This is a genomic window from Roseibium suaedae, assembly GCF_900142725.1.
GTDB lineage: Bacteria > Pseudomonadota > Alphaproteobacteria > Rhizobiales > Stappiaceae > Roseibium > Roseibium suaedae.
Map to the genome: position 1 here is coordinate 548,768 of NZ_FRBW01000003.1, position 15,323 is coordinate 564,090.

The window sequence follows — 15,323 nt, forward strand, 5'->3', positions numbered from 1 at the left end:
GCATCTTCATTTTTGGGCAGGCTGGCCACTCCCCCTCCAAGGTATGGCCAGCCAGGCGGTCAAAGGTCAGGCGATATTTTCCAATCCCTCAGCTTGTAGATCGTCCCCGGTCTCGGGCGCAGATCTCCCCCCTCTTTCAGGCGGCGCTTGAAGCTGTGAATGGGCGTCGCAAGATCATTGATCCGGAACTCAACCACAGATGGACCGTCATAAGCAAATGCCCTGTCGAGCGCCTCTTCGATTTCATCCGGCGCGGTGACGCTGATCCCGAGGAGCCCGAGACCGGCACTTGCGGCGGCAAAGCTGGGTTTGGCGCTCTGCCCTTCCAGAAGGGCCGACTGGACATTGCCGAAATAGAGCTGCTGCCAGAGCTGGATCCATCCAAGACGCCCATTGTTGAGCACGATGTTCACGACACGCTGGTTCTGCTGCAGCTGAGTTGCCAGTTCGCCGATCGTGTAGGAGAAGGCCCCGTCACCCGATACGGTCACCACGCGGGCATCCGGACGGGTGGCTGCCGCCCCGATCGCACCGGGCACCGAATAGCCCAGTCCGCCCTGTCCACGGGCATAGAGGAACTGACGTCCCGGCTTACGGGCCGGAATATATCCGCCGATCCAGCCGGCCGAGAAACTGGCATCCGAAACCACGATGTCATCTTCCCCAAGCCGCCTTGCGACCGCTTCCATGATCCGGGGGGGAGACAGCGGGATTTCTTCGGACTGGATTTCCGCCTGCTTGGCGGCTTCACCCGTGGCCTTGATTTCGGCAATGCGCTTCAGCCACGCGGTGTTGGTACCGGCCTTCAGCCCTGCATCCAGAAGCTTGATGGTCTCGCGCACATCCCCGAACAGGGACACTGTCGGGCGGAACGTCCGGCCATGCTCAAGCGGATCGGCGTCGATGACGATGGTCGCCTGCTCCGGCAGCGGCAAGGTCCAGTTCATGGCCGTGTTCTGGCTCGCCTTGGACCCGCACCAGATCACAAGATCGGCCTCCTTGATCAGCTCGATGGCCGCCCAGGACCCGAGCGGATTCAGGATACCGGCGGCATAGTCCCGGGTTTCCGGGACAGAGCCCTTGCCTGACAGGGAGGTCACAACGAGGCCGTTGAACTTGTCCGCGAATGCGGTGACTTCTCGGGCCGCATCCGATCCATGGACCCCGCCACCGCACACGAGCGCCGGCCGCTTGGCCTTGGCAATCAGCGCCAGGGCAGCATCGACATCCTGCTTCACCGGCACATTGCGCAGGTACGGAATATGGATCGACCGCTCATCCACCGTCGCCTTCAGCAGATCCTCGTCCCAGTCGGCATCAAAGACATCATGCGGAATGATCAGGGCAACCGGCCCCGGCCGGGGCGCAACAGCCGTCCGGAAGGCGGTGCGGATCAGCTCCGGCAGAGCCGTGACCGATGGCACCAGCCACGCATTCTTGGAAATCGACTGGAAGAACTTGAGCTGATCAAAGCCCTGGCTGGCAATGCCCTTTTCCTTGAGTGGCAGCCAGTCGAGCGGCAGTTCCCCGATGATCCCGACCATGGGGATCGATGCATTCAGGGCTTCAAGGAACCCCGCCGACAACAGGTTCGCACCAGGACCGACGGTCACGTCACAAACACCCGGCTTGCCGGTCAGCCGGGCATAGGCATCTGCGGCATAAGCAGCATTTCGTTCGTCCCGCATCAGCACGTGGCGGATACGATCCGTGCGGCGGGAGATGCCATCGTGCAAGGCGGTGGTCTGGCCACCGGGCATGCCGAACACCAGCTCCACACCGTATTGGGCCAGCATTTCGGATATTAAATCGCCAATATGCGCCATTTTTCGTCCATTCACTTCTGGGCGTTGGATCAAGCTCGACCAAAAGGCCGGTATTTGAGGAGATCAGTGCAAGGCAGACAGGCTCTGCACCACGGTCTTGTATGCGGTCAGCTTGCGGGCGAGCGCCGCGTTCCTTTCCGCCTGAGGGACATAGCGCCGGGCAACGCGAACCATCTTGCGTGCGGCATCCGGCAAGCTTGAGTGGAGGCCGAGCGCCGCCGCGCAGCAGATCGCCCCGGCCTTCGCCCCGAACTCACTGCCATCGGCCACTTCCACGGTCATATCCAGGGCGTCGGCGAACATCTGGCACCACTGGGCGGACTTGGAGGCCCCTCCAGCCATCCGCGCGATGCTCGGCCTTGCGCCACCGCTCTGGATCAGCAGCCGCTCGATATCGGTCTGATGGGCAAAGACAACCCCTTCGAAGGCTGCCCGCAGGACATCCCCGAGCGTATGGCGGGCACACAGGCCCAGCATGCCGCCCGGCACCCGGTCCGGTCCGCCGTAGAGATAGGGCAGGAAGAGAATGTCGTTTTCCCGCTGCAGGGCTTCGTCGACCAGCTTGTTGCCAAGCTCATAGATCGAAGATCCTGCGGCCTTCGCCCGGGCGCCCTCCGCCTCCAGCAACGTGGAAAAGATCCATTCCACGTTGCTGGCGGAGGTGGCCGCTCCTTCCGTCGCAATGAACCGGTCGCCGATGGGGAAAGCAGACTGGATGAACGGCGGAGGGGAGAGAAGCGGCCTGTCCAGAATGACAGAATTGATGCTGAAGGTTCCGGCAACGACGGAAATGAAGTCGGGATCGGTCACACCGGAGGCAATTGCAGAGCCGGTGACATCGACGACACCGCGAATGACCGGCGTGCCTTCATTGAGCCCTGTCTGTCTGGCTGCCTCGGCTGTCAGATAGCCGGCAACATCGATGGACGGGCCCACCTCGGGCAGCTTGTCCATCCAGTGGCGGACACCGCCGACAGAAAAAGCTTCCTCGCAATAGCGGCCAGCCGCCAGATCAAAGACCCCTGCAATGCCACCATCCGTCGGATCAGTGGAGACCTTGCCGGTCAGTCTTGCACGGATGAAATCCTTGCAGAAAACCAGCTTGTCTGTCCGGCCGAGAAGATCCGGCTCATGGGCATCAAACCAGCGTAGCAGCGGAATAAGGTGGGTGGCGAACATGCGCGCACCGACCAGCCGGTCGATCTCGGCCACCATTCCGGTGCTGCGCATCTCCTCGATCATGTCGAGGGTGCGGGTGTCGGTGGACACGAGACCGGGACGGACCGAATTCAGATCCTTGTCGATGAAATAGGCACCGGCTCCATAGCCGGAGGGCGCCACACCGGCCACATCCTCAGGTCTGGTCCCCGTCACCTCGAGCAAATTGCGGATGGCCTCGCAAGCCGCGCGCCACATCACATCGGGGTCGCGCTCGGTCCAGCCGGGCATCGGGAAGTGCATCTTGTTCGGACTACTCTGGCAGGCAATCTCATTACCTTCCAGATCAAATAAAGCGGCCTTTGTCATAGTACCGCCAGCGTCAATGCCAATCAGGCGCTCACGCATAGCAATATCCTCCCTACGACCGAAGCGATTCCTCTTTCGCTTCAGCGTTCCTCCTCTTGGCGGATATTATTTCCGCCTTTTCCCTTGCTTGCTGCAAAGTTGTTATAATAAGTTGAGGCTAGGTGACTTCGGGAAGGCTGTCAATACGGTTTGACGTAACAAGATCAAAAGCTGCCAAAGAGGACTGTCCTCGAAGTCACGCACCGGCACAAGGACAAGGCCGGACCGGGAGGAAAAAACATGAGAACGCGAAACGAGGCACTGGCGGCGCTGGTGTCCGGAACTACGGGCGATATTCTGATCGTTGGAGGCGGCATCAATGGCGTCGGCCTTTACCGGGATCTCGCCGCGCAAGGGGTGGCTACCACCCTCGTGGAAATGGGAGATTTCTGCAGTGGCACCTCCTCTGCCCCCTCGCGCCTGATCCATGGCGGCCTGCGCTATCTGGAGCAGGGCGAGTTCAAGCTGGTGAAGGAATCCGTCGAGGAGCGCGACCGGTTGCTCGTCAATGCCCCGCATCAGGTCCGGCCAATCCGGGTCTGGGTGCCTGCTCTGTCCTGGACGGCGGGCACATTCCAGGCAGCGCTCCGGTTCTTCGGTCTCGTGAAGAACCCTGGCCCAAAAGGTGCCCTGATCCTGAAACTCGGGCTGACCTTCTTTGACGGTTTCAGCCGCCGCTATGGGTCGATGCCCCACCACCGGCTTGTCAGCCGCCACAAGGCGCTTGAAACCGTTTCCGGCCTCGCTGCCAGCACCAAAATCGTCGCGGAATATTACGACGCCCGGATCGAAAGTCCTGAACGGCTGACCATGGAACTCGTCGCCGACACGGAGGCTGCCTGCGAGGGCTGCGTTGCCCTGCCCTACATGAAGCTCACTGGCATCGAGGGCAACCGGGCAAGCCTGAAGGACCTGCTCACGGGGGAAGAACACAGCCGGGAGTTCCGGCTGATCATCAACTGCGCAGGTGTGTGGATCGACAAGGTCGACCACAGTCTCAAGGTCGAGGAAGAGCTGGTCGGCGGCACACGCGGGTCGCACCTTCTCCTGAAAAGACCGGATCTGGTCCGGGAGCTCGGAGATGTGATGCTCTATTTCGAAACCCCGGATCACCGGGCCTGCCTAATCTATGCCCGGGACAAGGACCACATCCTGCTCGGGACAACGGATCTTCGCACCGAAAACATCGACGACAAGGAAACCACCGAGGAAGAGATTGACTATCTCTTCGATGTCATGCGCACGGTTCTTCCCGGATCGAACCCGGCCCGCACAGACATTTCCTTCGCCTATTCCGGCGTCCGCCCCCTGCCCCGCCAGACAGGAGGCGCTGCAGGCTCAATCAGCCGCGATCACACGTTCCGCATGTTCGAGCCTTCAGGCAGTAGAAAGGTTCCGGTTCTCACCCTGATCGGCGGCAAATGGACCACTTACCGCGCCTGCGCCGAACAATTGGCAGACCTGGCCCTCAAGCGGATCGGGATCGCTCGCAAGACGGACACGGCCCATCTGGCGATCGGCGGCGGGAAGGCCTTTCCCGTCTCCGAGGACGCCCGCACGGACTTCCTGAACAGGCTGACCCGATCGGCTCCAGTCTCCCTCTCCCGGGCGGAAGTGCTGCTGCGCCGGTATGGATCGCGTGCCGCTGACTTTGCCAACACCCTCCTGGAAGCCGGAGACCAGGAAACACCACTTCTGGCTGCGCCTTGCTATTCACGTGAAGAAATTCTATGGATCGCTCGAAATGAGCGAGTTTCCCGGCTTGAGGACGTCATTTTGAGACGGACCCTCATGGGATTTGAAGGCTGGGCAAATGCCCAATCGGTTCGCGAGGTTGCAGAGACGATTGCACCGGTTCTGGACTGGAGCGCGGAGACCGCAGAGGCGGAAATCCGGTCCGTCCTCGGTCTCCTGTCCGTCCGCCACAGGGTCCCACCTGACGGCTCAACGGCCTCATGAACCAAAGGCAGGGAGAAAAGGCGTGCCGGACGAAGGGTTAGCAGGTTTGGCTGCCGTGGAGCCAGACGTCAGGATCCCGCTATGGGCACAGGTCAAGGCCGCAATCACGACCATGATTGCGGAACGCGGCCTGCAGCCCGATGACAAGCTTCCCAGCGAGACCGAGTTTTGCGACCTATATGGCGTGTCGCGCATCGTCGTGCGGCAGGCCATGAGCCGGCTCGTGAACGAGGGGCTGATCTACCGCCAGCAGGGCCGCGGTGCCTTCGTTGCAGCCCCCAGCGAGGACACGGACTTCGTTGGCCGCATCATCGGCTTTTCGGGAGACCTTGGGGTCAAGAACCACAAGGTGACCCGAAAGGTTCTCGAGGTTGGCTACCGGACGCCCTCCACCCGTATCCGGCGGCTTCTCGACATGGAAGACCACGAGGAAGTTGCCTATCTGAACCGGGTGATGAGCGTGGACGGGGTCCCGAGAATTCTCGTCGAAAGCTGCCTTGTTGCCCGGAAGGTGCCCGGCTTCCTGGACCTCTGCCTTGAAGACAGGTCTCTCTACGCCATGTTGCGGGAGAATTACGGCATCGAGTTCACCGGTGCCGAGCGCTGGGTCGAGGCGGCAAATGCTTCTGAAGAGGAAGCCCGGCTGCTGGACGTGACGCCCGGAACGGCCCTTCTGCGGATCGAATCCCGCTCAAGCGTCAAGGACGGCTCTCACGTCGAGTACTTCTCCGCGCTCTACCGGGCCGATCAGGCCCGGCTGCATTTCGCGATCAAGACCGACACGGGCAGCTTCCGCTAGCTAGACAAAAAAGCCGCCCAAAAGGACGGCTTTCCATGTCGCAAGACCTGTCTTGAAAGACCTCAGTCGAGATCCTTCAGGGCCTCTTCCAGGTCTCCGACCATCCCGTCGATCAAGGGACCGATCGCAGGCGAGCGGGACTGTTTCAGGCGCTCTGCCTTGAGGATCGCGCGGACGTTTTCATAGGCGCGCCCGAGATCGTCATTCACCACCACATAGTCATATTCTGACCAGTGGCGCATCTCGCCGACAGCAGTCTTCAGGCGGCGCAGGATCACTTCCTCGCTGTCTTCCGCGCGGCGGCGCAGACGCGACTTCATCTCGGCAATGGATGGCGGCAGGATGAAGATCGAGACCACATCTTCGCGCATCTTTTCATAGAGCTGGAACGTGCCCTGGATATCGATGTCGAACAGAATGTCCTTGCCGTTCTCGATGGCGTTTTCCACCGGGCCACGCGGCGTGGCGTAATAGTTGCCGTGAACTTCCGCCCACTCCAGCAATTCGCCATCTTCCTTCATGTGCTCGAAGCGCTTTTGATCCAGGAAGTGATAGTGAACGCCATCCACTTCGCTCGACCGGCGCGGGCGGGTCGTGACGGAAATGGACAGGGCCAGATTGTCTTCCTTTTCCAGCAGCAGCCGGGCAATGGTCGACTTGCCTGCACCTGACGGCGACGAGAGCACGAGCATCAGGCCACGGCGGGATTCTTCCGCCGCATCGGCACTCACCGTGACGCCTTGCCGGCCATTGGACGTCGCATCGGACATTCGGATCACTCCAGGTTTTGGATCTGCTCGCGCATCTGATCGATCACGGCCTTCAGGTCAAGCCCGATCGTGGTCAGCTCGACATCATTCGACTTGGAGCAGAGCGTATTTGTTTCGCGGTTAAATTCCTGTGCCAGGAAATCAAGCCTGCGGCCGATGGCGCCACCGGCGGCCATAAGCTCGCGCACGGCGCTCACATGGGCGTGCAGCCGGTCCAGCTCTTCCCGGATATCGGCCTTGGTGGCCAGGATCGCGGCTTCCTGGTGAAGCCGCTGGCTGTCGAGTGCCCCTGCGGACGCATCCATCAGCTCGGCCACAAGAGCCGCAAGCCGGGCCCGGATGGCTTCGGGCTGGCGGGCTGGCAGGCTCTCGGCACGGGCAGTCAGCTCCGCAACCCGGCCAATCTGACCCAGAATGATGTCGCGGATCGCCGAACCTTCAGACCGGCGCATGTCGACGAGAGCGTCCAGCGCCTCGTCCAGCGTCGACAGCAGTGTTGCCAGTAGAACTTCGCGGACCGCAGGGTCTTCCTCGGGCTCCTTCAGCTCCACGACGCCCTTTTGCGCCAGAATGCCGTCAAGGGTCGGAGGGGCCACATCCGGCAGACGCTGGCGCAACAGGTCCACGGCTGCCAGAACCGCATCCAGAGCGGTCTGGTTGATGGTCAGGACAGCCTCGCCCTGATCACGCTGCATGGAGAGGCCAATCGAGACGTTGCCGCGCTGGAGTACCTTGGCGCAACGTTCGCGGATGCGCGGCTCCAGTTCTTCAAGACCGGCAGGAAGGCGCAGGCGCACATCCAGGTTTTTGCCGTTCACGGAGCGCAGTTCCCAGGTCCAGCGGACCACACCTGCCTCTCCCTGAACCCGGGCAAATCCGGTCATGCTGGCAAGGGTCATCTGGATCTCCGTGTCTCAACCGCCCGCTGAAGGGCAAATGATTTGCGGCCCGAAGGCCGCAAACTCTCAGTTCTGTTTTGCGCCGTCACCCTGGGCGGGAGCAGCCTCATCCGCCGCAGGGGCGGTATCCTTGGCAGTCTCCGCGTTGGTGCGGATTTCACGCTCGACCTTGCGCCACTTGCGCACATTGGCCTGGTGCTGCTCATAGGTCTCCGAGAACACATGCCCGCCGGTTCCATCGGCGACGAAGTAGAGATCCTTCGTGCGCGAGGGATTGGCAACCGCTTCCATGGAAGCCCGGCCCGGATTGCCGATCGGTCCCGGCGGCAAGCCATTGATCTGGTACGTGTTGTACGGGTTTTCCTTCTTGAGCTCGGACTGCTTGATCGCAGACCGGTCCTCAAGCCACGCCTCACCGCCATGCAGGCCGTACAGGATCGTCGGATCCGACTGCAGGCGCATGTTCTTGTTGAGACGATTGACGAAGACACCGGCAACACGCGGACGCTCATCGGCCTTGGCTGTTTCCTTCTCCACGATGGAGGCAAGGATCACCAGCTCTTCCGGTGACTTGACCGGCAGGCCATCGCTGCGGCGCTGCCAGATTTCCGCCAGAAGCTTGGACTGGGCGGCCTTCATCTGGTCGATGATCTGCTGACGCGTCGTGCCACGGGTAAAGGTGTAGGTCTCCGGCAGCAGTGCGCCTTCAGCCGGAACAGTCTCGATGTCCCCGACCAGCGCATCATTATCGCGCACCCGCTTCAGGATCTGGGCGGTCGACCAGCCTTCCGGAACCGTGACTGCATGGGTGACCGCATTGCCTTCCACGAGATCCTGCATGATCTCGCGCATGGAAACGCCCGGGGCGAACGCATATTCGCCAGCCTTCAGGCGGGTCTGGTTCTTGTAGAAACGGATACCGGCGTTGAACACCAGCTCATCAATCAGGCTGTCGCCAATGACGTTCTCGGCTGAAAGACGGTCCGTGATTCCCGACAGACCGGAGCCGGCTGCGATGATCACCGTGCTGTCCTTGGTGGAAGGACCCGGCTCATCGAAGATCTGCTTGCCGAAATAGAGCGCAGCCCCTGCGCCGATCACAACGAAGACGGCCAGCGAGATGATCAGATTAATGAGGATGACGACAGGATTTCGCACATGGCGGGAGCGCGGCGGCGGTCCGGGCGGCTGTTCCGGCTGGATCGCCTCTCTCGGACTTTTCGGCTTGATGCGCATATAATCGCCCTTTTTCCTTCAGACCTTCGCCAGGATCCAGGCGATGCCCTTGATGCAACTCATAGCGCGGCTGGGAAAGAACCGCCGCCGCGGGACAATCCCTTCGGCGGCGGGCAATTTTATGACCTCAGCCTTCAGTCTGCCACTTTGCGGAAGACGAGCGAGGCATTCGTGCCGCCAAATCCAAAGGAATTGGAGAGCGCCACGTCAATATTCATCTTCTTGGCCTTATGGGCAGCCAGATCGATCTTGGTCTCGACCGAAGGCGTGTCCAGGTTAATCGTCGGCGGCACCATGCCGTCGCGAATCGCCAGAACGGAGAAGATGGCTTCCACGGCACCCGCAGCACCCAGAAGGTGACCGGTGCAGGACTTGGTGGAGGACATGACAACCTTGTCGGCCGCATCGCCGACCAGACGCTCGACGGCGCCCAGTTCGATGGTGTCGGCCATGGTCGAGGTGCCATGCGCGTTGATGTAGTCCACGTCCGCAGCGGAGATGCCGGCACGGGCAAGCGCCGCGCTCATGCAACGGAACGCGCCATCGCCGTCCGGAGACGGAGCGGTGATGTGGAACGCATCGCCGGACAGACCATAGCCGATGACTTCAGCATAGATCTTCGCGCCGCGTGCCTTGGCGTGCTCGTATTCTTCCAGAACGACAACACCGGCGCCCTCACCCATGACGAAGCCGTCACGGTTGGTGTCGTAAGGCCGCGAAGCCTTTTCCGGGGTATCGTTGTAGCTGGTGGACAGCGCCTTGCAGGCGGCAAATCCTGCAAGGGACAGACGGCAGACCGGAGATTCGGTTCCGCCGGCAACCATGACATCCGCATCGCCGAAGGCAATCAGACGGGAGGCATCGCCAATGGCGTGCGCACCGGTCGAGCAAGCCGTAACCACTGCGTGGTTCGGACCCTTCAGGCCGTGACGGATGGAGACATACCCGCCAGCCAGATTGATCAGGCGGCCGGGAATGAAGAACGGAGAAATTCTGCGCGGACCTTTGTCGGCCAGCGTGTGCGCGGCTTCCTCGATCCCCTGAAGACCACCGATGCCGGATCCGATGAGGACACCGGCGCGGATCTGCTCTTCATGGGTTTCGGCCTTGAAGCCACTGTCTGCGAGCGCCTGATCGGCAGCTGCGACAGCATAGACGATGAAATCGTCGACCTTGCGCTGCTCTTTCGGCTCCATCCAGTCGTCCGGGTTGTAATACCCTTCGACGGACGGATCGCGCGGGATCTGACAAGCGATCTGGCATGCCAGATCATCTACCTGGAAATTGCTGACCTTGGAGGCCCCGCTTTTCCCGTCGAGAATGTTTTTCCAAGAGGTATCAACGTTTCCGCCAAGCGGAGACACCATACCCAGACCTGTGATGACAACTCGCCTCATGCAACCCGCACTTGATTTCGGGCAGCCCGGTTCATTCGAAACCGGACTGCCCGCTGATCCAAACGTCTTGCCAGCGAATTAGCCGGCGTTCTTTTCCAGGAACTTCACGGCATCGCCAACCGTCAGGATGGTTTCTGCTGCATCGTCCGGGATTTCTACGCCGAATTCTTCTTCGAACGCCATGACCAGTTCAACGGTGTCAAGGCTGTCTGCGCCCAGATCGTCGATGAAGGAGGCGTTGTCGGTTACCTTTTCAGCGTCCACACCGAGGTGTTCGATGACGATTTTCTTAACCCGATCAGCGATATCGCTCATTTTCATACTTCCTTGAGTTTACTGTCTCTGCCGAGCTTCCGGTTCAAGCCGGAGGCGGCCGAAACCCGAATTTCAGTCTGCCAAACCTCAGGGGGACCACATTTCGGCACTGCCGGGACCCCGTGATCCTGAAGACGTTCTGGACGGGTCAGATCTGAAAACCAGTCTGTCACCCTACCCCAGCGAACAATCGGCGGGTTGGTAACACACTTTACACACCTTGACCAGCCAGTCCGGAACGCGCTTGCGCGGTCCGGAATTTTTTGCGCTGCAAATGAAAACAGCGTTTTAAATCATTGCCATACCGCCATTGACGTGAATGGTCTGCCCGGTGATGTAGGCAGCCTCGTCGCTGGCAAGGTAGACAGAGGCGGATGCAATTTCCGCTGCGGTGCCCAAACGGCCTGCCGGAACGCTTACCAGAATCGATTCTTTCTGCTTTTCGTTCAGGGCATCCGTCATCGCGGTTTCGATGAAACCGGGAGCAATCGTGTTCACGGTGATATTGCGGCTTGCGACTTCGCGTGCAAGCGACTTGTACATGCCGATCATGCCTGCCTTGGCCGCCGCATAGTTCACCTGGCCCGGATTTCCGGTCACGCCAACCACGGAGGTGATGCCGATGATGCGGCCTGCACGGCGCTTCATCATGCCCTTGATCGCGGCACGGCAGATGCGGAAGTTGGAGGTCAGGTTGACTTCGAGAACCTGCTCCCACTCTTCATCCTTCATGCGCATGAAGATGTTGTCGCGGGTGATGCCGGCGTTGTTGACCAGGATGTCCAGCTTGCCCATGGCCGCTTCCGCAGCCGGAACCAGCGCATCCACAGCTTCACGGTCGGACAGGTTGGCCGGGGTCACGAAAACGCGTTCGCCCAGATCGTTGGCCAGCGCTTCCAGCTTTTCCGCACGGGTGCCGGACAGGGCAACGGTCGCGCCCTGCGCATGCAACGCACGGGCGATGGCTTCGCCGATACCACCGGTCGCACCGGTTACAAGAGCGGCTTTGCCCTCAAGGTTGAACATGTCGGTTTCCTTCCTGTGAAAATTCACTCAGTGCCGCATGGCGCACCGAACAGGCGTCTCAGCCGTTCAGCTTCGCAATCAGGGCGTCGATATCGTCCGGCGTGTTGATGGCCTGGCCCGCAGCGCCATCAGCGATGCGCTTGACCATGCCGCTCAGAACCTTGCCAGCCCCAACCTCAACGAAGGTGGAAACACCCTCGCCTGCCAGCCAGGAAATGGATTCGCGCCAGCGCACCGTGCCGGTGACCTGCTCGACCAGGCGGCGGCGGATCTCGTCCGGATCGGTGATCGGAGCGGCCAGAACATTGGCAACCAGCGGAACCTTCGGCGCGCGAATCTCGGCCCCGGCCAAAGCTTCGGCCATGGCGTCGGCAGCAGGCTGCATCAGGGAACAATGGAACGGTGCGCTGACCGGCAGCATCACTGCGCGGCGGGCGCCCTTGCCCTTGGCGATCTCGATGGCACGCTCGACTGCCGCCAGATGACCAGAGACGACGACCTGGCCCGGTGCGTTATCATTGGCAGCCTGGCAGACTTCGCCTTGAGCGGCTTCTTCGGCAATGGCCTTGGCCGCATCGAAGTCGAGACCGAGGAGAGCGGCCATGGCGCCCTGCCCGACCGGCACGGCGTTCTGCATCGCATCACCGCGCACGCGCAGCAGGCGGGCAGCCGTTCCGATATCCAGGGAACCGGCAGCAGCCAGGGCGGAATATTCACCGAGAGAGTGACCGGCGACGAAAGACACGCTCTTCGCCAGATCCAGACCCTTGGCTTCCAGAACGCGCATCGTCGCGAGGCTGACAGCCATCAGCGCCGGCTGTGCGTTCGCCGTCAGGGTCAGGTCGGTATCCGGTCCATTCCACATGACATCGGACAGTTTCTGGCCGAGTGCGTCATCGATTTCCTCGAACACGGCGCGGGCTTCCGCATAGGTGTCTGCGAGAATCTTGCCCATGCCCACAGCCTGGCTGCCCTGACCGGGGAATGTGAATGCGATGCTCATGCGGGACGTCCCTCCGTCACCTGTTGATCTTGTCGTTCAAATTGTCTTGGCCATTTTCCGGATGCCTCCGGTTCAGGCAATTTGCCGGACTTAATACGTCCCGCACCGCATTTCAAAGCTTTCCTCCCCGAAAACGCAACTCCAAGCGCCAAAACCTCTGAATAAAACCCGTAACCGCCTGCAAAACTGCCAGAAACCCGGCCACGCCTGCAGGGCCAGGTTCAAAGCGCCCGCCCTGCTATCAATCGAAGTGTCCGCAGCTTTTACGAGCAGGATCCTTTTGGCACCGGGTCAAAAACGCTATGGTCACTCCTCACCTTGAAGCGCCGAAGCTCACGACCGGCTTTTAGAATTATGCGGGAATGCCACCTTATGACTCGAGTTCTCAAAGTGCTTCTGGCCCCTTCCCTTGGCGGCATTCTGGCTGCGGCCCTCGCCCTCAACGCAGCGGCAAATGCGGGAGAGAATATGCGTCCATTGGAAACATCTCTTCAAGCGGCATTCGACAGGGGTGAGTTGAAAGGCCTCCACGAAGTGCTCGTGATTCACAAAGGTGAAGTTCTGGCCGAAAGCTTTTTTGATGGCGAGGACCAGAACTGGGGCCAGCCGCTCGGCAAACGCAGTTTCGACGCCGAAAGCCTTCACGACATCCGGTCCGTGACGAAGTCCATCGTTTCACTTCTTTATGGGATTGCGCTTTCAGAGGGCAAAGTCCCGGACTTGGAAACGCCGCTTGTCTCCCTTTTCCCCCAATATGCGGATCTGGCGAAGGACGAGGAACGGCAGCGCATAAAGGTCCACCATGCACTGTCCATGCAAATGGGCATGGAATGGGATGAAAACCTGCCCTATTCCGATCCCCGCAACAGCGAGATCCAGATGGAAAACGCTCCGGACCGGTACAGATTCATTCTGGACAGGCCGATCGTCACACCTCCCGGACAAGGCTGGACCTATAGCGGCGGCGCTGTCGCGTTGATCGGCAAACTGATTGCCGATGGGACGGGCAAATCTCTTGACGACTATGCAGCGGAGAAGCTGTTCGGACCGCTTGGCATCAGCCGCTTTGAATGGGCGCGGGGACCGGACGGCACCCTGTCTGCGGCATCGGGCTTGCGGATGACCGCGCGCGATCTGGCCAGGATCGGACAGATGATTGCAAATGGCGGAAGTTTCGAGAACCGGCAGATCGTGCCCGAGGACTGGCTGAAGGCCTCTATCACCCCCCATGCGGATATTGATGGAGGCCAGATCCGGTACGGCTATCTCTGGTGGCTCTCCGGAAAAGGCTCACCGGCGATACTGCCGGCGGCGTGGGCAGCCGGCTTTGGAAATGGCGGACAGCGTCTGACGGTTTATCCCGGCGAAGACCTTGTCGTTATCGTGCTGGCAGGAAACTACAATCTGCAGGACGCCTGGCGGGTGCCTGTTAGCGTCATCGTTGACCATGTGGCCCCGGCTGTCTTCAAGTAGGCCCCGGCAGTCAGGGCGTCAAAAAGCGGGAAATACCGCCATTACGGCTTGCAATCAGCCAGATATCGTCTATACAGCCGCTCTCATCCGGCAACTTGGCCGGGGGCTGAACGGAAGGGTGCTTCGGTGCCAGGGCGGTAAAAAACCCGACTTCCCGTGTCTCCGCTCTCGTTGAGAATTCTCGTACCTTTCCGGGGTCACGAGGAGGCTTTGCGCCAGTTGCCGTTGTGAAACCAAGGAAAGGCTATATCCATGCCTCTTTATGAGCATGTGTTCCTGGCGCGCCAGGACATCTCGACCCAGCAGGTCGAAGCTCTTGTCGAACAGTACAAGGGTCTCATCGAAGCTGAAGGCGGTTCGGTCGGCAAGATCGAAAACTGGGGCCTGCGCTCCCTCGCCTACCGCGTGAAGAAGAACCGCAAGGCTCACTACATCCTGATGAACATCACCGCTCCGCATCCGGCAGTTGCCGAAATGGAACGTCAGATGGGCCTCAGCGAAGACATCCTGCGCTTCATGACCTTCAAGGTCGAAGAGCACGAAGAAGAGCCGTCTGCAATGATGCAGAAGCGTGACCGTGACGACCGTCGCGGTGGCGAACGCGGTGGTGATCGCGGCGGCCGTTTCGGCGGTGGCGATCGTGGTGACCGCGCTCCGCGTGGTGACCGTGGTGGAGACCGGGGCGACCGCGCTCCGCGTCGTGCAGAAGCGGAGTAAGAGACCATGGTTGATATCGCACAGATCCCGAGCCGTCGTCCGTTCTTCCGTCGCCGGAAGACCTGCCCGTTCTCCGGCGCTAACGCACCGCGGATCGACTACAAGGACATCCGTCTCCTGCAGCGCTACATTTCCGAGCGCGGCAAGATCGTTCCGAGCCGCATCACCGCGGTTTCCGCGAAGAAGCAGCGTGAACTGGCCCGTGCTATCAAGCGCGCCCGCCTGCTCGGCCTGCTGCCGTTCGTCATCAGCTAAGCCGTAACCGGTTTAGTTTCAGCCCGGGGCACGCCCCGGGCTCCCGGATTGGGGCCGGCCGGATCCAAGTGATCGGCCTCTA

14 protein-coding genes are annotated in these 15,323 nt (G+C 60.8%); 5 read left to right on the top strand and 9 right to left on the bottom strand.

Annotated elements, in window-relative coordinates; all coding sequences use genetic code 11:
* Positions 1-59 precede the first annotated feature (59 nt).
* Together BUA94_RS15890 and BUA94_RS15895 are read right to left on the bottom strand one after the other, a co-directional pair.
* Positions 60-1,826, bottom strand: a complete 1,767-nt coding sequence (locus BUA94_RS15890) for a thiamine pyrophosphate-binding protein (protein WP_073014284.1) — start codon at positions 1,824-1,826, stop codon at positions 60-62.
* Positions 1,827-1,889: 63 nt separating this feature from the next.
* Complete coding sequence (locus BUA94_RS15895; RefSeq protein ID WP_073014285.1) at positions 1,890-3,392, bottom strand: FGGY-family carbohydrate kinase; 1,503 nt, start codon at positions 3,390-3,392, stop codon at positions 1,890-1,892.
* 240 nt (positions 3,393-3,632) lie between these two features.
* Here BUA94_RS15895 and BUA94_RS15900 point away from each other — a divergent pair, with 240 nt between their 5' ends.
* Positions 3,633-5,351 (top strand): glycerol-3-phosphate dehydrogenase/oxidase, encoded by a 1,719-nt coding sequence (locus tag BUA94_RS15900; protein ID WP_073014286.1) that lies wholly within the window; start codon positions 3,633-3,635, stop codon positions 5,349-5,351.
* A gap of 22 nt (positions 5,352-5,373) precedes the next feature.
* On the top strand, positions 5,374-6,150 hold the full coding sequence (locus tag BUA94_RS15905) for a GntR family transcriptional regulator (protein ID WP_175558064.1): 777 nt from the start codon (positions 5,374-5,376) through the stop codon (positions 6,148-6,150).
* A gap of 62 nt (positions 6,151-6,212) precedes the next feature.
* Here BUA94_RS15905 and gmk read toward each other — a convergent pair whose 3' ends face one another.
* The 7 genes from gmk to fabD all read right to left on the bottom strand — a co-directional run bounded on the left by gmk (position 6,213) and on the right by fabD (position 12,796).
* A complete protein-coding gene (gene gmk, locus BUA94_RS15910) occupies positions 6,213-6,920 on the bottom strand; it encodes a guanylate kinase (protein ID WP_073014288.1) in 708 nt (235 codons plus the stop codon).
* A 5-nt stretch (positions 6,921-6,925) separates the two neighbouring features.
* A complete protein-coding gene (locus BUA94_RS15915) occupies positions 6,926-7,819 on the bottom strand; it encodes a YicC/YloC family endoribonuclease (RefSeq protein WP_073014289.1) in 894 nt (297 codons plus the stop codon).
* 66 nt (positions 7,820-7,885) lie between these two features.
* Positions 7,886-9,055, bottom strand: coding sequence for an endolytic transglycosylase MltG (gene mltG, locus BUA94_RS15920; protein ID WP_073014290.1), 1,170 nt, complete (start codon positions 9,053-9,055; stop codon positions 7,886-7,888).
* Between the two features lie 134 nt (positions 9,056-9,189).
* Positions 9,190-10,452 carry a beta-ketoacyl-ACP synthase II gene (gene fabF / locus BUA94_RS15925; protein WP_073014291.1) on the bottom strand — a complete coding sequence of 421 codons (1,263 nt, stop codon included), beginning with the start codon at positions 10,450-10,452 and terminating at the stop codon, positions 9,190-9,192.
* 78 nt (positions 10,453-10,530) lie between these two features.
* The gene (locus BUA94_RS15930; protein WP_073014292.1) at positions 10,531-10,767 is read right to left on the bottom strand and encodes an acyl carrier protein; all 237 of its coding nucleotides are present in this window, start codon (positions 10,765-10,767) and stop codon (positions 10,531-10,533) included.
* Positions 10,768-11,055: 288 nt separating this feature from the next.
* Positions 11,056-11,793 (bottom strand): 3-oxoacyl-[acyl-carrier-protein] reductase, encoded by a 738-nt coding sequence (gene fabG / locus BUA94_RS15935; protein WP_073014293.1) that lies wholly within the window; start codon positions 11,791-11,793, stop codon positions 11,056-11,058.
* A gap of 58 nt (positions 11,794-11,851) precedes the next feature.
* Positions 11,852-12,796, bottom strand: coding sequence for an ACP S-malonyltransferase (gene fabD / locus BUA94_RS15940; RefSeq protein ID WP_073014294.1), 945 nt, complete (start codon positions 12,794-12,796; stop codon positions 11,852-11,854).
* A gap of 372 nt (positions 12,797-13,168) precedes the next feature.
* Between fabD and BUA94_RS15945 the strand changes: the two genes are divergently transcribed.
* The 3 genes from BUA94_RS15945 (at position 13,169) to rpsR (ending at position 15,241) form a co-directional block, all read left to right on the top strand.
* Positions 13,169-14,269, top strand: a complete 1,101-nt coding sequence (locus BUA94_RS15945; protein ID WP_208980116.1) for a serine hydrolase domain-containing protein — start codon at positions 13,169-13,171, stop codon at positions 14,267-14,269.
* A gap of 252 nt (positions 14,270-14,521) precedes the next feature.
* A complete protein-coding gene (gene rpsF / locus BUA94_RS15950; protein WP_073014295.1) occupies positions 14,522-14,986 on the top strand; it encodes a 30S ribosomal protein S6 in 465 nt (154 codons plus the stop codon).
* 6 nt (positions 14,987-14,992) lie between these two features.
* Positions 14,993-15,241 (top strand): 30S ribosomal protein S18, encoded by a 249-nt coding sequence (gene rpsR / locus BUA94_RS15955; protein ID WP_073014296.1) that lies wholly within the window; start codon positions 14,993-14,995, stop codon positions 15,239-15,241.
* Positions 15,242-15,323 lie beyond the last annotated feature (82 nt).